This is a genomic window from Pseudomonas sp. NIBRBAC000502773, from assembly GCF_006517195.1.
In the GTDB taxonomy this organism is placed as follows: Bacteria; Pseudomonadota; Gammaproteobacteria; order Pseudomonadales; family Pseudomonadaceae; genus Aquipseudomonas; species Aquipseudomonas marginalis.
Window position 1 is genome coordinate 334,599 of sequence record NZ_CP041189.1, and the last position, 14,019, is coordinate 348,617.

Annotated in this window: 10 protein-coding genes; 4 read left to right on the forward strand and 6 right to left on the reverse strand. The window is 62.4% G+C overall.

What is annotated here, in order from left to right; translation table 11 throughout:
• Positions 1-6 precede the first annotated feature (6 nt).
• Entirely contained in the window at positions 7-1,830 is a 1,824-nt protein-coding gene (locus tag NIBR502773_RS01420; RefSeq protein ID WP_141155149.1) for a serine hydrolase, read from the forward strand.
• A 223-nt stretch (positions 1,831-2,053) separates the two neighbouring features.
• Here NIBR502773_RS01420 and NIBR502773_RS01425 read toward each other — a convergent pair whose 3' ends face one another.
• Positions 2,054-3,331, reverse strand: a complete 1,278-nt coding sequence (locus NIBR502773_RS01425) for an ATP-binding protein (protein ID WP_065942047.1) — start codon at positions 3,329-3,331, stop codon at positions 2,054-2,056.
• Positions 3,332-4,039, reverse strand: a complete 708-nt coding sequence (locus NIBR502773_RS01430; protein ID WP_065928008.1) for a response regulator — start codon at positions 4,037-4,039, stop codon at positions 3,332-3,334.
• 157 nt (positions 4,040-4,196) lie between these two features.
• Between NIBR502773_RS01430 and NIBR502773_RS01435 the strand changes: the two genes are divergently transcribed.
• On the forward strand, positions 4,197-5,396 hold the full coding sequence (locus NIBR502773_RS01435; protein ID WP_141155150.1) for an MFS transporter: 1,200 nt from the start codon (positions 4,197-4,199) through the stop codon (positions 5,394-5,396).
• Here NIBR502773_RS01435 and NIBR502773_RS01440 read toward each other — a convergent pair.
• Positions 5,352-5,954: a tRNA-(ms[2]io[6]A)-hydroxylase gene (locus NIBR502773_RS01440; RefSeq protein ID WP_141155151.1), complete on the reverse strand. Its 603-nt coding sequence runs from the start codon at positions 5,952-5,954 to the stop codon at positions 5,352-5,354. The genes NIBR502773_RS01435 and NIBR502773_RS01440 overlap by 45 nt on opposite strands.
• A gap of 149 nt (positions 5,955-6,103) precedes the next feature.
• On the opposite strand from NIBR502773_RS01440, the gene NIBR502773_RS01450 reads away from it, so the two are divergent.
• On the forward strand, positions 6,104-6,967 hold the full coding sequence (locus tag NIBR502773_RS01450) for a universal stress protein (protein ID WP_027608548.1): 864 nt from the start codon (positions 6,104-6,106) through the stop codon (positions 6,965-6,967).
• 34 nt (positions 6,968-7,001) lie between these two features.
• On the opposite strand, the gene NIBR502773_RS01455 is transcribed toward NIBR502773_RS01450, so the two are convergent.
• The gene (locus tag NIBR502773_RS01455; RefSeq protein ID WP_141155153.1) at positions 7,002-7,472 is read right to left on the reverse strand and encodes a DUF1289 domain-containing protein; all 471 of its coding nucleotides are present in this window, start codon (positions 7,470-7,472) and stop codon (positions 7,002-7,004) included.
• 396 nt (positions 7,473-7,868) lie between these two features.
• Here NIBR502773_RS01455 and acnB point away from each other — a divergent pair, with 396 nt between their 5' ends.
• Complete coding sequence (gene acnB / locus NIBR502773_RS01460) at positions 7,869-10,478, forward strand: bifunctional aconitate hydratase 2/2-methylisocitrate dehydratase (RefSeq protein ID WP_141157813.1); 2,610 nt, start codon at positions 7,869-7,871, stop codon at positions 10,476-10,478.
• Positions 10,479-10,604: 126 nt separating this feature from the next.
• Here the strand turns inward: acnB and NIBR502773_RS01465 are convergent, their stop codons facing one another.
• Both NIBR502773_RS01465 and NIBR502773_RS01470 read right to left on the reverse strand, forming a co-directional pair.
• Entirely contained in the window at positions 10,605-12,254 is a 1,650-nt protein-coding gene (locus NIBR502773_RS01465; RefSeq protein ID WP_141155154.1) for a SulP family inorganic anion transporter, read from the reverse strand.
• 144 nt (positions 12,255-12,398) lie between these two features.
• On the reverse strand, positions 12,399-13,676 hold the full coding sequence (locus NIBR502773_RS01470; protein ID WP_098479323.1) for a serine/threonine transporter: 1,278 nt from the start codon (positions 13,674-13,676) through the stop codon (positions 12,399-12,401).
• Positions 13,677-14,019: the final 343 nt, after the last annotated feature.

A 14,019-nucleotide genomic window follows, 5' to 3' on the forward strand; every position in this document is an offset into this window, starting at 1 on the left:
CTCCTCATGTTTCGCAGATTGCGCGGTATTCCGCTGCTGGGTTGCCTGCTGGGCAGCCTTGGTTGCCATGGGCAACCGCCGGCACCGCCGCCCATTCAGAAGGGTGACTACGGCGCGATCATCCGCTACCTGCAAGCGCGCATTCCCCGGGCGATCGCCCAAGAGCATATCGCCGGCCTGTCGATTGCCCTGGTCAATGGCCAGGAGCTGATCTGGGCCCAGGGCTTCGGTCTGGCCGACAAGGCCCGGGGCGTGCCCGTCACGCCCAACACCGCGTTCCGTGCCGGTGGCATTTCCAAGCTGCTCACCGCCACGGCCGCGCTGCACTGTGTGGAACAGCAGCGGCTGGCGCTGGATGCGCCGATCCAGCAGACCCTGCGCGAATTTTACGTGCGCTCGCGCTTTCATGACGACCAGGCCGCTGCCGACCGCGCTGTCACCCTGCGGCGTTTACTCAGCCACCAGTCCGGCCTGCCCAGTGAACACCTGCGTGACCTGCGCAGCACCTACGCCATGGGGCAGATGCCGATGCGCGTGTCGGGGGTTTGGCTGAGCAGCCCGCCAGGCTCGCAGGTGGCGTATTCCAACCTCGGTTATGCCCTGGTGGGCGCGGCCATCGAGCGCAGCAGCGGCAAAAGCTTTGAAGCCCAGTTGCAAAACAGCCTGCTCAAGCCGCTGGAAATGAACCAGTCGAGTTTTGTCGGCACCGCCAGCCAGCAGGCGTTCCGCGCCCTGGGCTACACGGACGGCGTTGCCAGTACCGATGCCCCGGTGCGCGACCTCGCCGCCAGCGGCCTGTGGGCCAGCCCGAAAGACCTCGCGCATTACGTGCACATGCTGTTCGCCCAAGGCGTCTACAAGGGCAATCGCGTGCTGGGCAGCGCTTTGATCGACGCGATGTTCACCCAGCAGAACACCGGCAATGCGCTGGACTTCGATTGCCAGATGGGCCTGGGCTGGTTCCTCGCCCCCTGCGGTGACGAACCCGTCGGCCCCGGTATACGCACCTACCAGCACAGCGGTGGCAGCGACGATTTTGCCGCGCAGCTGAGCCTGCTGCCCGACCAGCAACTGGCCGTGATCATCATGGCCAATGACAGCAACGCCGAAGACCTGGTGGCCGGCCTGGCCACCGACACCCTGCGCCTGCTGCTCCAGGCGCAAACCGGCCACGCGGTCTGCGCCGACGACTGCCAGGCCCCCAGCCACGGCCTGAAACTGCGCCACGTGCCGGCCGCCATCGACCGCAAGCGCCTGGCCGGCTTCTACGCCACCGCCTGGGGCGTGTTCCGGATCAAGGATGACGATCAGCGGCTGTCGGGCGAGTTGGCCGGCTACACCTTCGAATTATTGCGCGACGACGACGGCTGGTTGCGCGCGCAGAAGAAAGTGCTCGGTTTCTGGTTCAAGGACCTCGGCGAACTGGGCCGCGTGCAACTGGACGTGATCACCGTGCAAGGGCGCCAGATGCTCACCGCCCGCAGCCACGGCCAGCGCGTAGCTATCGGTGAGCGCATCGAGCCGCCGCCCTTGCCCTCGGCCTGGGCCGACACCATCGGCACCTATCAAGTGCTCAACACCCATGAGCCGGACGCCCCCCTGAGCGGCATCAGCGTGCACCTGGAAGACGGCTTCCTGGTGATTCGCGGCCAACTGCACGACGAACCGCTGACCGACTACATCCTGCTGCCGATCGACAACGCCCATGCCGTCCTCGCCGGTAACGGCTACGGCCTGGGCGATACGGTGAGCCGCCAGATCAACGGTCTCAGCGCTTCGGGCTACGCCTTCAAACGCACTCGATCCCCTTATAAACCCTTGGCCTTCTAACCCCCCTATGTGTTCAAAAACCCTGCATCTGTCGCTCTCCTCACCGTGCCTGCTGGATGTGCAATACCTGGCAGATAAGGCGGGCAAGAGCCCGATGGTGGGGCGTCGTTAGCAGGCGTCGGTGATGGGGCTGGAATACACCTTTTGACAGGGTAAGCCAGTCAAAAAATGTGGGAGGGGCTTGCCCCCTCCCACATTTGATCTCCACAGCATTCAAAATGTATTACTCGGCATACGCCCATGTCATGCGAAACGACGCTCCGCCCCACTCCGAATCCATCACGTGCACGTGCCCGCCATGCCACTGCGACACCCGTTGCACCAGCGCCAGGCCGAGGCCGAAGCCGCCGGTGCGGCGATCGCGGCTGGCGTCCAGGCGCATGAAGGGCTGGAAGATCCTGGCCCGGCCTTCCTCGGGCACGCCGGGGCCGTCGTCACACACACGCACTTCGTAGCCCTCGCCGAACTTCACCAGCGACACCTCGACCCGGCGCTCGGCATAACGGATGGCATTGCGCAGCAGGTTGATCACGGCGCGGGCCATGAAGCGCGGTTCGATCTGGATAACGTCGACCTCACAGGTGCGCAACGACAACTGGATGCCGGCCGCCTCCGCTTCCAGCGCGACGCTGCCGATCACGCTGTCGAGCCAGCTGTGAGCCTCGATGCGCTCGCGGGTGACCTGGGTGGCGCCGCGCTCCAGGCTGGCGTAGGTGAGCAGTTCGGACACCATCTCCTCCAGCTCGCCGAGGTCGGCGTACATATCGGCGATCAATTCGCCCCGCTGGTGCGGGTCGGCCTGTTGCTTGAGCTGGTCGAGTTCGAACGATAACCGTGCAATCGGTGTACGCAGTTCGTGGGACACCGCATTGGTGAGTTCGCGCTGGTTGGCGATCAGGCTTTCGATGCGCTCGGCCATCTGGTTGAAGTGCCCGGCCAGCGCACGCACGGTGGAGCTGCGCGGCAGCAGGATGCGCGAACCGAGGTCGTTGTCGCCGAAGCGCTGCGCGGCCAGGCGGATATGTTCCAGGTCGCGCCAGTGCGGGCGCACCCAGAAATACAGGACGATGGCCAGGCACAGCCCGAGAAAACCGTAGGCCCACAGGTATAACCACTTGGGCTCTTCCGGCAGTTTGATTTCCAGCAGTTGCGCGCCACCGTCGATGCCCGTAAGAAACTCCATGAAGTCGCCGCGCACCACCAGCAAGCCCTGCTCCAGAAGCTTCTGTTCGCGCTCGGTGAGGGCCTGGGCATCCTTTTGCACCAGCTTCAGGCGCAGGCCGTAGTGGGACTGCAACTCGGCCAGCCGAGCGGCGCGCTGCTCCACGGGCAACGGCCGCAGTTGCTCCACCAAGCCGTATGCCGGGCCACGCATGGCTTCGCGGTTATAGGTCTCGTTGGCTTCGGGGAGCAGTTCGTCGAAGGTGTAGTTGACCAGCCAGATCGCTCCCGCCAGGCCGATCGCCAGAATCACATACAGGCGCAGAAACAGGCGCAGCATCTAGACCTCCCACGCAAACGGATTGAACAGATAACCCTTGCCCCAGATGGTCTTGATGCACACCGGCTCACGGGGGTTGTCGTTGAGCTTGCCGCGCAGCTTGCTGATGTACACGTCGACGCTGCGGTTAAGGCCGTCGAAGGCAATGCCGCGCATGCGGTTGAGGATGTCGTCGCGGGAAAGAATCTTGCCCGCGCTGCTGGCCAGCAACCACAGCAGCTCGAACTCCATGGTGGTGAGGTCGATTTGCTCGTCCCCCAGGCTGACCACCCGGCAACTGCGGTCAATCGCCAACCGGCCGAACGCGAGGGCGCCGCGCACCGTCGGCTCGGGCGCCTGGCGACGTTGCAGGGCGCGCAGGCGTGCGAGCAGTACCGGCGGCTTGATCGGCTTGATCACATAGTCGTCGGCACCCGACTCCAGGCCGAGGATGTGGTCCAGGTCATCTTCCTTGGCAGTGAGGATCACAATGGGGGTATCGGACACCGTGCGGATTTCGCGGCACACATGCAGGCCACTTTGGCCCGGCAGCATCAGGTCGAGCACGACGATCTTGGGTTTGAAGTCGAGGAACGCCGCCAGGGCTTCATCGCCACGGTGCACCACGCGGACCTCGAAGCCATGTTGTGACAGAAAATGCGCGATCAGCCCTGCCAGCTTCTCGTCGTCCTCAACGAGCAGGACCTTGCCCAGACCCAGGTTTTCCATAAATTCTCAGTGTGCAAAGGCGGATTGAAGAGCGGGCATTATAGGTGGCAAGCTGGGCAACTAAAGCAACTGGCCAGTTGGTGCCGACGAAGCTTCATGCTTTTAAGAGTTTTTAACAAATAGCCCGCACTTTTTAACGCCATCCACAGGGAGTTGTATGCGCAAGGATTACCTGGCGTTCTTCGTTTCGCTGTTCCTGTCGCGGCTGGCGGACCAGATCCTGTTGTTTATCGTACCGCTGATCGTGTTCCAGACCACCCACAGCGTGTCCTGGGCCGGGCTGGCCTTCTTTGTCGAGTCACTGCCGCGCTATCTCGCGTTTCCGGTGTGCGGGGCGTTGTGCGACAAGTATTCGCCGGTGCGCATCCTGCATATCAGCCAGGTTTACCGGGCACTGGCCTGTGTGGTGGCGGTGGCGTTGTATGGGATGTTCGACGGTATCTACTGGCTGGTGCTGCTGTCGGCGTTGTGCGGCGTGCTGACGACCCAAGGCATCATGGCCCGCGAAGTACTGATGCCCCATGTCTTCCAGCAGTACAGCTATGCCAAGACCCTCTCCTACTCGCAGATCGCCGACCAGAGCGGCCTGGTGCTGGGGCCGCTGGTGGCCGCGCTGATGCTGGAGGTGTGTGCCTGGCACTGGGTGGTGCTGGGGATTGCCGGGCTGTTTGTGCTGGCGGACCTGGCGATGCTGGCCTGGCAGCGTAAAACCACGGCAAGCCTGGACACCCATCGGCAGCACCGGGACATCTGGCTGCAACCGCTGCGCATCGCCTTCGGGCATATCCGTAACCTGGCGGAGCTGAAGCGGATCATTACCCTGGCGGTCGGTGTGAACCTGATCATCGGGGTGACGCTGGCCACCTCCGCCGCCATGGTCACCGGGCTGTACGCCGCCGACAAGGACACCTATGCCCTGCTGCAGGCGGCCGGCGCGGGGGTGACCATTGCGATTCTGTTTTACCTGGCACGCTCCACCCTGCCCCTGAAAGTGCTGGGCGGACTGTCTTACTCGATGATCGGCGCCGGCGCGTTGATCATGGCGGTCAGTCCCAACCTGTGGGCATACACCCTGGGCTTCCTGCTGGTCACCGGCTTCGACAAGATGTTCAACGTGTACCTGCGCAGCACCCGTCAGCAAGTCATTCCGGTGCAGGACTTCGGCAAGACCGTGGGCGTGATCACCTTGCTCAACAACCTGCCGCAGCCGTTGGCTGGCCTGGCGATTGCGCTGCTGGCGGCGCCGTTAGGCACGCAAGCGGTGATCCTGCTGCTGACCGGGATCACCGCCTTGATCGGCGTGGCCGTGGCCTCAGGCTGGCACGCCACTGTGAAAGCGGAACTCGATATCGGGTGATTCGATCAGCTCCTGCTCGGCCACCCTCACCCGCTCGATCACCTGGGCGATGTCCTTGGCGTCACCGTACTGGTAGGCCAGCTTCAGGTAACCCTGGAAGTGCCGCGCCTCGCTTTTCAGCAGGCCGAAGTAGAACTTGCCGAGTTCTTCGTCCAAATGCGGCACCAGTGCTTCGAAACGCTCGCAACTGCGCGCTTCGATAAAGGCGCCGACCACCAGGGTATCCACCAGTTTGACCGGTTCGTGGCTGCGCACCACCTTGCGCAAACCGGAGGCATAGCGCCCGGCGTGCAGTTGGCGCAACTCGACCTTGCGCTTCTTGATCAGGCGCATGACCTGCTCATGGTGCACCAGCTCTTCCCGGGCCAGCCGCGACATCATATTGATCAGGTCAACGTGGGCGTGGTACTTGGCGATCAGGCTCAGGGCGGTGCTGGCCGCTTTGAATTCGCAGTTCTTGTGGTCGATCAACAGGGTGTCCTGATCGGCCAGTGCGGCCTGCACCCAGGCGTCGGGGGTTCGGCAACCGAGGAATTCGTGGATTTCGGGCAGGTTCATCGGGCTCACGGGCAAAGGATCACAAAAAGGCCGCCGATTATACCCACCGCACCGCAGACCACCAGCCACCGGCCTTGATGTGCATCAACATGACGTCTGGCGGGCAGCAACTATAGTTGTTCCACGCCCACCCTTTTGGAGATCCGATCATGCAAGCCATTCGCAGCATCCTGGTGGTCATCGAGCCCGCGCATTCGGAAAGCCTGGCCCTCAAGCGCGCCAAGCTGATCGCCGGGGTCACCGGCGCGCACCTGCACTTGCTGGTCTGCGACAAGAAACACGAGCATTCGGCGCTGTTGAGCCTGCTCAAGGCCGGTTTGCAGGAGGACGGTTACAGCGTGACCACCGAACAGGCGTGGAATGAAAGCCTGCATGACACCATTATCGACGTGCAGCAGGCCGAAGGCTGTGGGTTGGTGATCAAGCAGCACTTTCCCGACAGCCCGCTCAAAAAGGCGCTGCTGACGCCGGCGGACTGGAAGCTGTTGCGCTTGTGCCCGACGCCGGTGTTGCTGGTCAAGACGTCCACACCGTGGGCGGGCGGGGTGATTCTGGCGGCGATCGATGTGGGCAACAACGACGGAGAACACCGCGAGCTGCATCACGCGATCATCGACCATGGCTTCGACATCGCCAGCCTGGCCAAGGCGCAGTTGCATGTGATCAGCGCCCATCCGTCGCCGATGTTGTCGGCGGCGGACCCGACGTTCCAGCTCAAGGAAACCATCGAGGCGCGTTATCGCGAGCAGTGCAAGGCGTTCCAGGCGGAATTCGATGTGGATGACGCGCACCTGCATGTCGAAGAGGGCCCGGCGGATGTATTGATCCCCCATCTTGCCCACACACTGAAAGCGGCCGTGACCATCATCGGCACCGTGGGGCGCACCGGCATTTCCGGAGCGTTGATCGGTAATACGGCGGAGGTGATCCTGGATGCGGTGGACAGTGATGTACTGGTGCTCAAGCCGCAGACGTTGATGGATCACCTGGAGGAACTGGCGACCAAGGCCTGACGCCGATCCCCCTCCCACAGTTGGATGTGTGTTGTCAGTCAGCGAGCGCGTCTCTCAGGAACCCCGGGGCGATATAGCGCTGGTAATGCGCCTCGGACAGGATAAAGAACTCACGGTCGATGGCATCGCGCAGTTCCGGCAAGGCCCAGTCGCGAAACTCCGGCAACAGCACCATGCCGTACGCTTCCAGGTTATTGATCACCCGCGCGCCGCGGGCAATCAGCTGGTACGCCCAGCAGTACTCGGACTGGTGCGGCACGAAACGGATCTTGCGTTGCTCCAGTTGGCCGCGCAGGGCCTTGGGGTCGAAAATCTCGAGCTTGCCGGCCATCACCTGCACCAACAGTTGCTCCAGCCGCAGCCAGACCGCGCGTTTTTCTTCTTCGTTATAGCCATTCCACTGGATCACTTCGTGGTGGAAGCGCTTGCAGCCACGGCACACGAGATCGCCGTAGACCGTGGAGCACAGGCCGACGCAGGGGGTCTTGATGGTTTGGTTGGACATGGGCAACGACACGCAAATCAGCGAAACAGTGCGCCATGTTAGCCCTTTGTCTAAGGTTGATCACCCAGCAAACTTGGTGATGCAACTTACCTTTCTAAATTTTTTGCCGTAGAATCATCCGGCCTTGTAAGGCGCCAATAATCCGCTGGAAGCTGTTTTCAAAGCGTCACGAGCACAGTCGTTCCTTCAGAACGGTGTTGGCGATGGTTATTACCCGGTAGGTAATGATCAGCGCCAACCCTCATCAGCTCCGTTCTGCAGGCGTAAAACTTTGAAAGCAGCTTCTGTAAGGAATGCCGGCAGCGCTGGCTTTGCGGCCCAAAAAGCCCCCGAGCGCATGCGTGCCGTTCATTTCTGGATGAGCGTCCCGTGGGACCACTGATGAGGGTAATAACTGTGCTTGAAGCCTACCGCAAACATATCGAAGAGCGTGCAGCACTGGGTATCGTTCCCCAGCCGCTTAATGCCGAACAAACCGCAGGCCTGGTTGAGCTGCTGAAGAATCCTCCGGCTGGCGAAGAAGAATTCCTCGTTGACCTGATCACCAACCGCATTCCACCGGGCGTTGACGAAGCTGCCTACGTCAAGGCCGGTTTCCTGTCTGCCCTGGCCAAGGGCGAAGCCACTTCCCCCCTGATCGACAAGAAACGCGCGGTTGAACTGCTCGGCACCATGCAGGGCGGCTACAACATCGTGACGTTGGTCGAGCTGCTGGACGACGCCGAGCTGGCGCCTGTCGCGGCTGCCCAACTCAAGCACACCCTGCTGATGTTCGATGCGTTCCACGACGTCGCTGAAAAAGCCCGCAACGGCAACGAGCACGCCAAAGCCGTGATCCAGTCCTGGGCTGACGGCGAGTGGTTCCGTAACCGCCCGACCCTGGCCGACAAGATCAGCCTGCGCGTGTTCAAGGTCACCGGCGAAACCAACACCGACGACCTGTCCCCTGCCCCGGACGCCTGGTCCCGCCCTGACATCCCGCTGCACGCCCTGGCCATGTTGAAAATGGCACGTGAAGGCATCGTGCCGGACGAGCAAGGCAAGACCGGCCCGATGAAGCAGATCGAAGAAATGCGCGGCCAAGGCTTCCCGATCGCCTACGTCGGTGACGTGGTCGGTACCGGCTCTTCGCGTAAATCCGCGACCAACTCGGTGCTGTGGTTCTTCGGCGACGACGTTCCCTACGTGCCGAACAAGCGCGCCGGCGGCTTCTGCTTCGGCAGCAAGATCGCTCCCATCTTCTACAACACCATGGAAGATGCCGGCGCACTGCCGATCGAATTCGACGTGACCAACATGAACATGGGCGACGTGATCGACCTGTACCCCCATGCTGGCAAAGTCTGCAAACACGGCACCGACGAAGTCCTGACCACCTTCGAAATGAAGACCCCGGTCCTGCTCGACGAAGTCCGCGCCGGCGGCCGTATCCCGCTGATCATCGGCCGTGGCCTGACCGACAAGGCGCGCGCCGAGCTGGGCCTGGGCCCTACCGACCTGTTCAAGCTGCCTGAAGCACCGGTCGACACGGGCAAGGGTTTCACCCTGGCCCAGAAAATGGTCGGCAAGGCGTGTGGCCTGCCGGAAGGCAAAGGCGTTCGTCCAGGTACCTACTGCGAACCGAAGATGACCACCGTGGGTTCCCAGGACACCACCGGTCCGATGACCCGTGACGAACTGAAAGACCTGGCGTGCCTGGGCTTCTCGACCGACCTGGTGATGCAGTCCTTCTGCCACACCGCGGCGTATCCAAAGCCGATCGACGTGACCACCCACCACACCCTGCCTGACTTCATCATGACCCGTGGCGGTGTATCGCTGCGTCCAGGCGACGGCATCATCCACAGCTGGCTGAACCGCATGCTGCTGCCGGATACCGTCGGCACCGGTGGTGACTCCCACACCCGTTTCCCGATGGGCATCTCGTTCCCGGCCGGTTCCGGTCTGGTCGCGTTCGCCGCCGCCACCGGCGTCATGCCGCTGGACATGCCGGAATCGATCCTGGTGCGCTTCAAAGGCAAGATGAAACCTGGCATCACCCTGCGTGACCTGGTTCATGCCATTCCTTACTACGCGATCCAGGCTGGCCTGCTGACCGTAGAGAAGAAAGGCAAGAAAAACGCCTTCTCCGGCCGCATCCTGGAAATCGAAGGCCTGAACGACCTGACGCTGGAGCAGGCTTTCGAGCTCTCCGACGCCTCGGCCGAACGTTCGGCTGCCGGTTGCACCATCAAGCTGTCGAAAGAATCCGTCACCGAGTACCTGAACTCCAACATCACCCTGCTGCGCTGGATGATCGGCGAAGGCTACGGCGATGCCCGTACCCTGGAACGTCGTGCCCAAGCGATGGAAGCCTGGGTCGCCAACCCGGAACTGATGGAAGCCGATGCCGACGCGGAATACGCCGAAATCATCGAGATCGACCTGGCCGAAATCAACGAGCCGATCCTCTGCGCACCGAATGACCCGGACGATGCCCGTCTGCTGTCCAGCGTTGCCGGCGAGAAGATCGACGAAGTGTTCATCGGTTCGTGCATGACCAACATCGGTCACTTCCGTGCTGCCGGTAAGTTGCTGGAGCAGGTCAAGGGTCAGTTGCCAACTCGTCTGTGGCTGTCGCCGCCGACCAAGATGGACGCTCACCAGTTGACCGAAGAAGGCTACTACGGCATCTACGGCAAGGCTGGCGCGCGCATGGAAATGCCGGGCTGCTCGCTGTGCATGGGTAACCAGGCACGTGTAGAGCCGAACTCGACCGTGGTATCGACGTCGACCCGTAACTTCCCGAACCGCCTGGGTGACGGCGCCAACGTCTACCTGGCTTCGGCAGAGCTGGCGGCAGTCGCCTCCACCCTGGGTCGCCTGCCGACCGTCGAAGAGTACATGGGCTACGCAGCGAAACTGGACACCATGGCCAGTGACGTCTACCGCTACCTGAACTTCGACCAGATCGCCGAGTTCCGCAAAATCGCAGCAAGCGCCAACATCCCGGTGATTCAAGCTTAACGGTGTGTTGATGTAAAAGACGCCGCGTATCGCAAGGTACGCGGCGTTTTTTATGCCTGGAATACCAACACATTCAGTTGATCCCTTTGCTACTGACCCACCGCTATCGGGAGCAAGCCCCACGCGTCACGCTTTACCCACCTCAAGCGCCAGCTGCACCGCACCATCAACGCCCAAGCCACTGAGCAGCACATGGGGTGCCAACGCTTCCGGCAGCCCCTGCAACACCTCGCGGGCGTCATGCCGCACACGGGCCAGTACCAGGCGCTTGCCCTCCCCGTGCACCTGGGCAAAAAACGCCGCCAGGGCTTCGATGCTGGTGCCGTCCAGGTCCGGGGATTCTTCCAGGCTCAACACCACCGCCTCGACCGGCGACTGGCGCATCAGGCGCAAGGCCGCGCCCAGGATGCGTTCGGCATTGGCAAAAAACAGCGCCTCGCTGGGCCGGACGATCAAGACCCCCGGCACGGCCAGGGCATCGGCATGGTGCTGGCGGTCGACAAAGTCATGGCTGTCACCCAGGCGCCCCAGTACCTGGATGTCGGCTGACGACATCTGGCGCAGCATCAACATCACGCTGATCGCGACCGCCACCAGCAAACCATCCAGCACACCGAGCACCAGCACTGCCGTTACGGCACAGATCACCAGCACGCGATCGCGCCGCCACAGGAAATAACGCCCCAGCGGCTGCACGCTCAAGCCTCGTCCCAGGGCATAGATGACGACGGCGGCCAGCACCGGCTCCGGCGTGAGCGCGACATAGGGCAGCACCGTCAGCACAATCAGCAGGATCACCAGCGCCGCGACAATCCCCGCCAGGCGCGAATAGGCGCCGGCCGCCTCGTTGGCCGACGTCGCCGAATACCCGGCACCGGCCGGCATGCCGTGGAACAACCCGGAAACCAGGTTGGCCGCGCCCAGCGCCAGCAGGTCACGGTTGGATGACACCCGGTCGCCATGCTTGAGCGCGAACGAACTGATAGAGCCGTAGGACTCCGCATACAGGATCATCACCAGCGCAAACGCCAATTCCCCCAGGCGCAGCCAGTCGGCAAACGGCAGCACCGGCAAATGCCCCAGCTCCAGGCGCAGGTCGATCATGCCGATCTGCGCCACGCCGTAGGCCTGCAGGTCCAGGTACTGCCCGGCAGCGATGCCGAGCACCACAACCACCAGGCCACCAGGCAGGCGAGGGAGGCGTGCGCACAGCCACAGCACCAGCAACGCCAGCGCCGCTACCAGTGCCGCAGGCCAGTTCCAGCGCGGCAGCTGCTCCAGCAACTGCGGCAGAAAACGGATCAGGTTGTTATCGGTCAGGTGCACACCCACCACACCGGCCAATTGCTTGAGGATGATGGTCAGCGCCAGGCCGAAGGCGAAGCCACGCAATACCGGTTTGGCGATAAACGAGGTGACGCCGCCGAGCTTGAACAATCCGGCCAACAGGAAAAACACCCCGGTGAGCAACACCAGCCCGAAGGCCAGGGACAGCCTCAATGCCGGGTCGTCACCCGCCAGGCTGGCCGTGGCCGCCGCCAGCACGGCCGCCGACGACGAGGTGGCCGAGACAATCGCAAAACGGCTGCTGCCGAACAGGCCATAGCACACCAGCCCGGCAAACAAGGCGATTACCCCGGCCTGGGGCGGCAGCGCGGCAATACTGGAATAGGCCACGGCCTCCGGCAGCAGCAAACCGGCAATGGATAAGCCGGCCAGCAGGTCTTGGATGCGGTTCGAGGGTACGGCAACGGGTGCATCGGTTTCAGTCTTCAATCGGCCCAACCCATCCTGGCAAAAAGCGTGGGTAAGCTTAGCCCTCATTGCCCGGCGGCGGTTGCGCCGCGTCAGCTTTTGCGCAGGCAAAAAAAAGCCGATTCGCGGTGGACGCGAATCGGCTTGCGGGCGTGAACCCCGGGGTCAGGACAGCAGCGAGTAAATCAATGCGGTAATCGCCACCAGGCCCACCGCCGTGACAAACACGTTGGACGCCTGCCCACGGTACTTGGCCATGGCCGGCACCTTGCGGATCGCGTACATCGGCATCAGGAACAGGATCGACGCAATGATCGGCCCGCCCAGGGTCTCGATCATGCCGAGGATGCTCGGGTTCAGCGTGGCAACGATCCAGCACACCACCAGCATGAAGGCGGCGGTCATGCGGTCCAGGGTCTTGGCGGCCGGGCGGCGACCGCTTTTGAGCACCAGGCCCTTGAGGCCTTCGCTGGCGCCGATGTAGTGGCCCAGGAACGACTTGGCAATCGCCACGAACGCGATCAACGGCGCGGCAAACGCGATGGTCGGGTTGTTGAAGTGATTGGCCAGGTACGACAGGATCGACAGGTTCTGCTGTTTGGCTTCAGCCAGTTGCGCCGGCGACAGGGTCAGCACGCAACTGAACACGAAGAACAGCACCATCACCACCATCAACAGGTGCGCGCGGGACAGGATCTGCGAACTGCGCTCATCGGCGTGTTCGCCGTACTGGCGCTTCTGGTCGACCGCAAACGCCGAGATGATCGGCGAGTGGTTGAACGAAAACACCATCACCGGAATCGCCAGCCACAAGGTGTTGAGCAACGCCGACGGCGCCGGCACCACACTGGCGGTGCTGAGGATGCCGCCGTTCCAATGGGGGATCAGGTACACCGCGAGGAACAGCAAGGCGACGATAAACGGGTACACCATCAGGCTCATGGCCTTGACGATCACCTGTTCACCGCAACGCACCACCGCCAGCAGGCCGAGGATCAGCACAAACGCCAGCAACGCCCGTGGCGGCGGCATGATGTGCAACTGGTGCTCCATGAAGCTGCTGACCGTGTTAGTCAGGGCCACGCTGTAGATCAGCAGGATCGGGAAGATCGCGAAGAAGTACAGCAGCGTGATCAACGCACCGGCCTTGACACCGAAATGCTCTTCGACCACATCAGTGATGTCGGAACCCGCACGACCGGAGAGTACGAAACGGGTCAGGCCTCGGTGGGCAAAGAACGTCATCGGGAACGCCAGCACCGCCAGGATCACCAAGGGCCAGAAGCCGCCCAGGCCGGCGTTGATCGGCAGGAACAAGGTGCCGGCGCCAATGGCGGTGCCGAACAGGCCAAGCATCCAGGTGGTGTCCTGGCGGCTCCAGCTTGAGAGGGTTGCAGGTGTCGTTGCATAGCGTTCGTCGACGCTATTGGCCTGATCATTCATCCGGTCGGATCTCCGCATTTACACGGCCGGGACGAGTCAGAAAAACCTGACAGGCAGCGCCCCGACCATAGAAGGGGCCGGATTGTCCGGGATTCTCGTGAATAAGCAAAGACTTAGCTGAGGAACGGTTATGCGGTGCAGAGGCTCAAGCGTGGCCCTGGACAGTGGTTTCGGGGCGCTGCCGCGGGTTTGTCGAGTGGCTGCCAGGCGCCATTGACGAGGGCGATCCAGGACTCTAGCCAATAGACTCCCCATACTTTTAGAGAAGTCGCCTACAGCAAAACCAGAACCCCCTCATATCTAAATAAAAGTTTAACCACAACGCCTTTGCAATTGTTACATA

Coding starts and splice junctions, on each gene's coding strand:
- NIBR502773_RS01420 (WP_141155149.1), top strand. CDS start 7: ATGTTTCGCAGATTGCGCGGTATTCCGCTGCTGGGTTGCCTGCTGGGC.
- NIBR502773_RS01425 (WP_065942047.1), bottom strand. CDS start 3,331: ATGCTGCGCCTGTTTCTGCGCCTGTATGTGATTCTGGCGATCGGCCTG.
- NIBR502773_RS01430 (WP_065928008.1), bottom strand. CDS start 4,039: ATGGAAAACCTGGGTCTGGGCAAGGTCCTGCTCGTTGAGGACGACGAG.
- NIBR502773_RS01435 (WP_141155150.1), top strand. CDS start 4,197: ATGCGCAAGGATTACCTGGCGTTCTTCGTTTCGCTGTTCCTGTCGCGG.
- NIBR502773_RS01440 (WP_141155151.1), bottom strand. CDS start 5,954: ATGAACCTGCCCGAAATCCACGAATTCCTCGGTTGCCGAACCCCCGAC.
- NIBR502773_RS01450 (WP_027608548.1), top strand. CDS start 6,104: ATGCAAGCCATTCGCAGCATCCTGGTGGTCATCGAGCCCGCGCATTCG.
- NIBR502773_RS01455 (WP_141155153.1), bottom strand. CDS start 7,472: ATGTCCAACCAAACCATCAAGACCCCCTGCGTCGGCCTGTGCTCCACG.
- NIBR502773_RS01470 (WP_098479323.1), bottom strand. CDS start 13,676: ATGAATGATCAGGCCAATAGCGTCGACGAACGCTATGCAACGACACCT.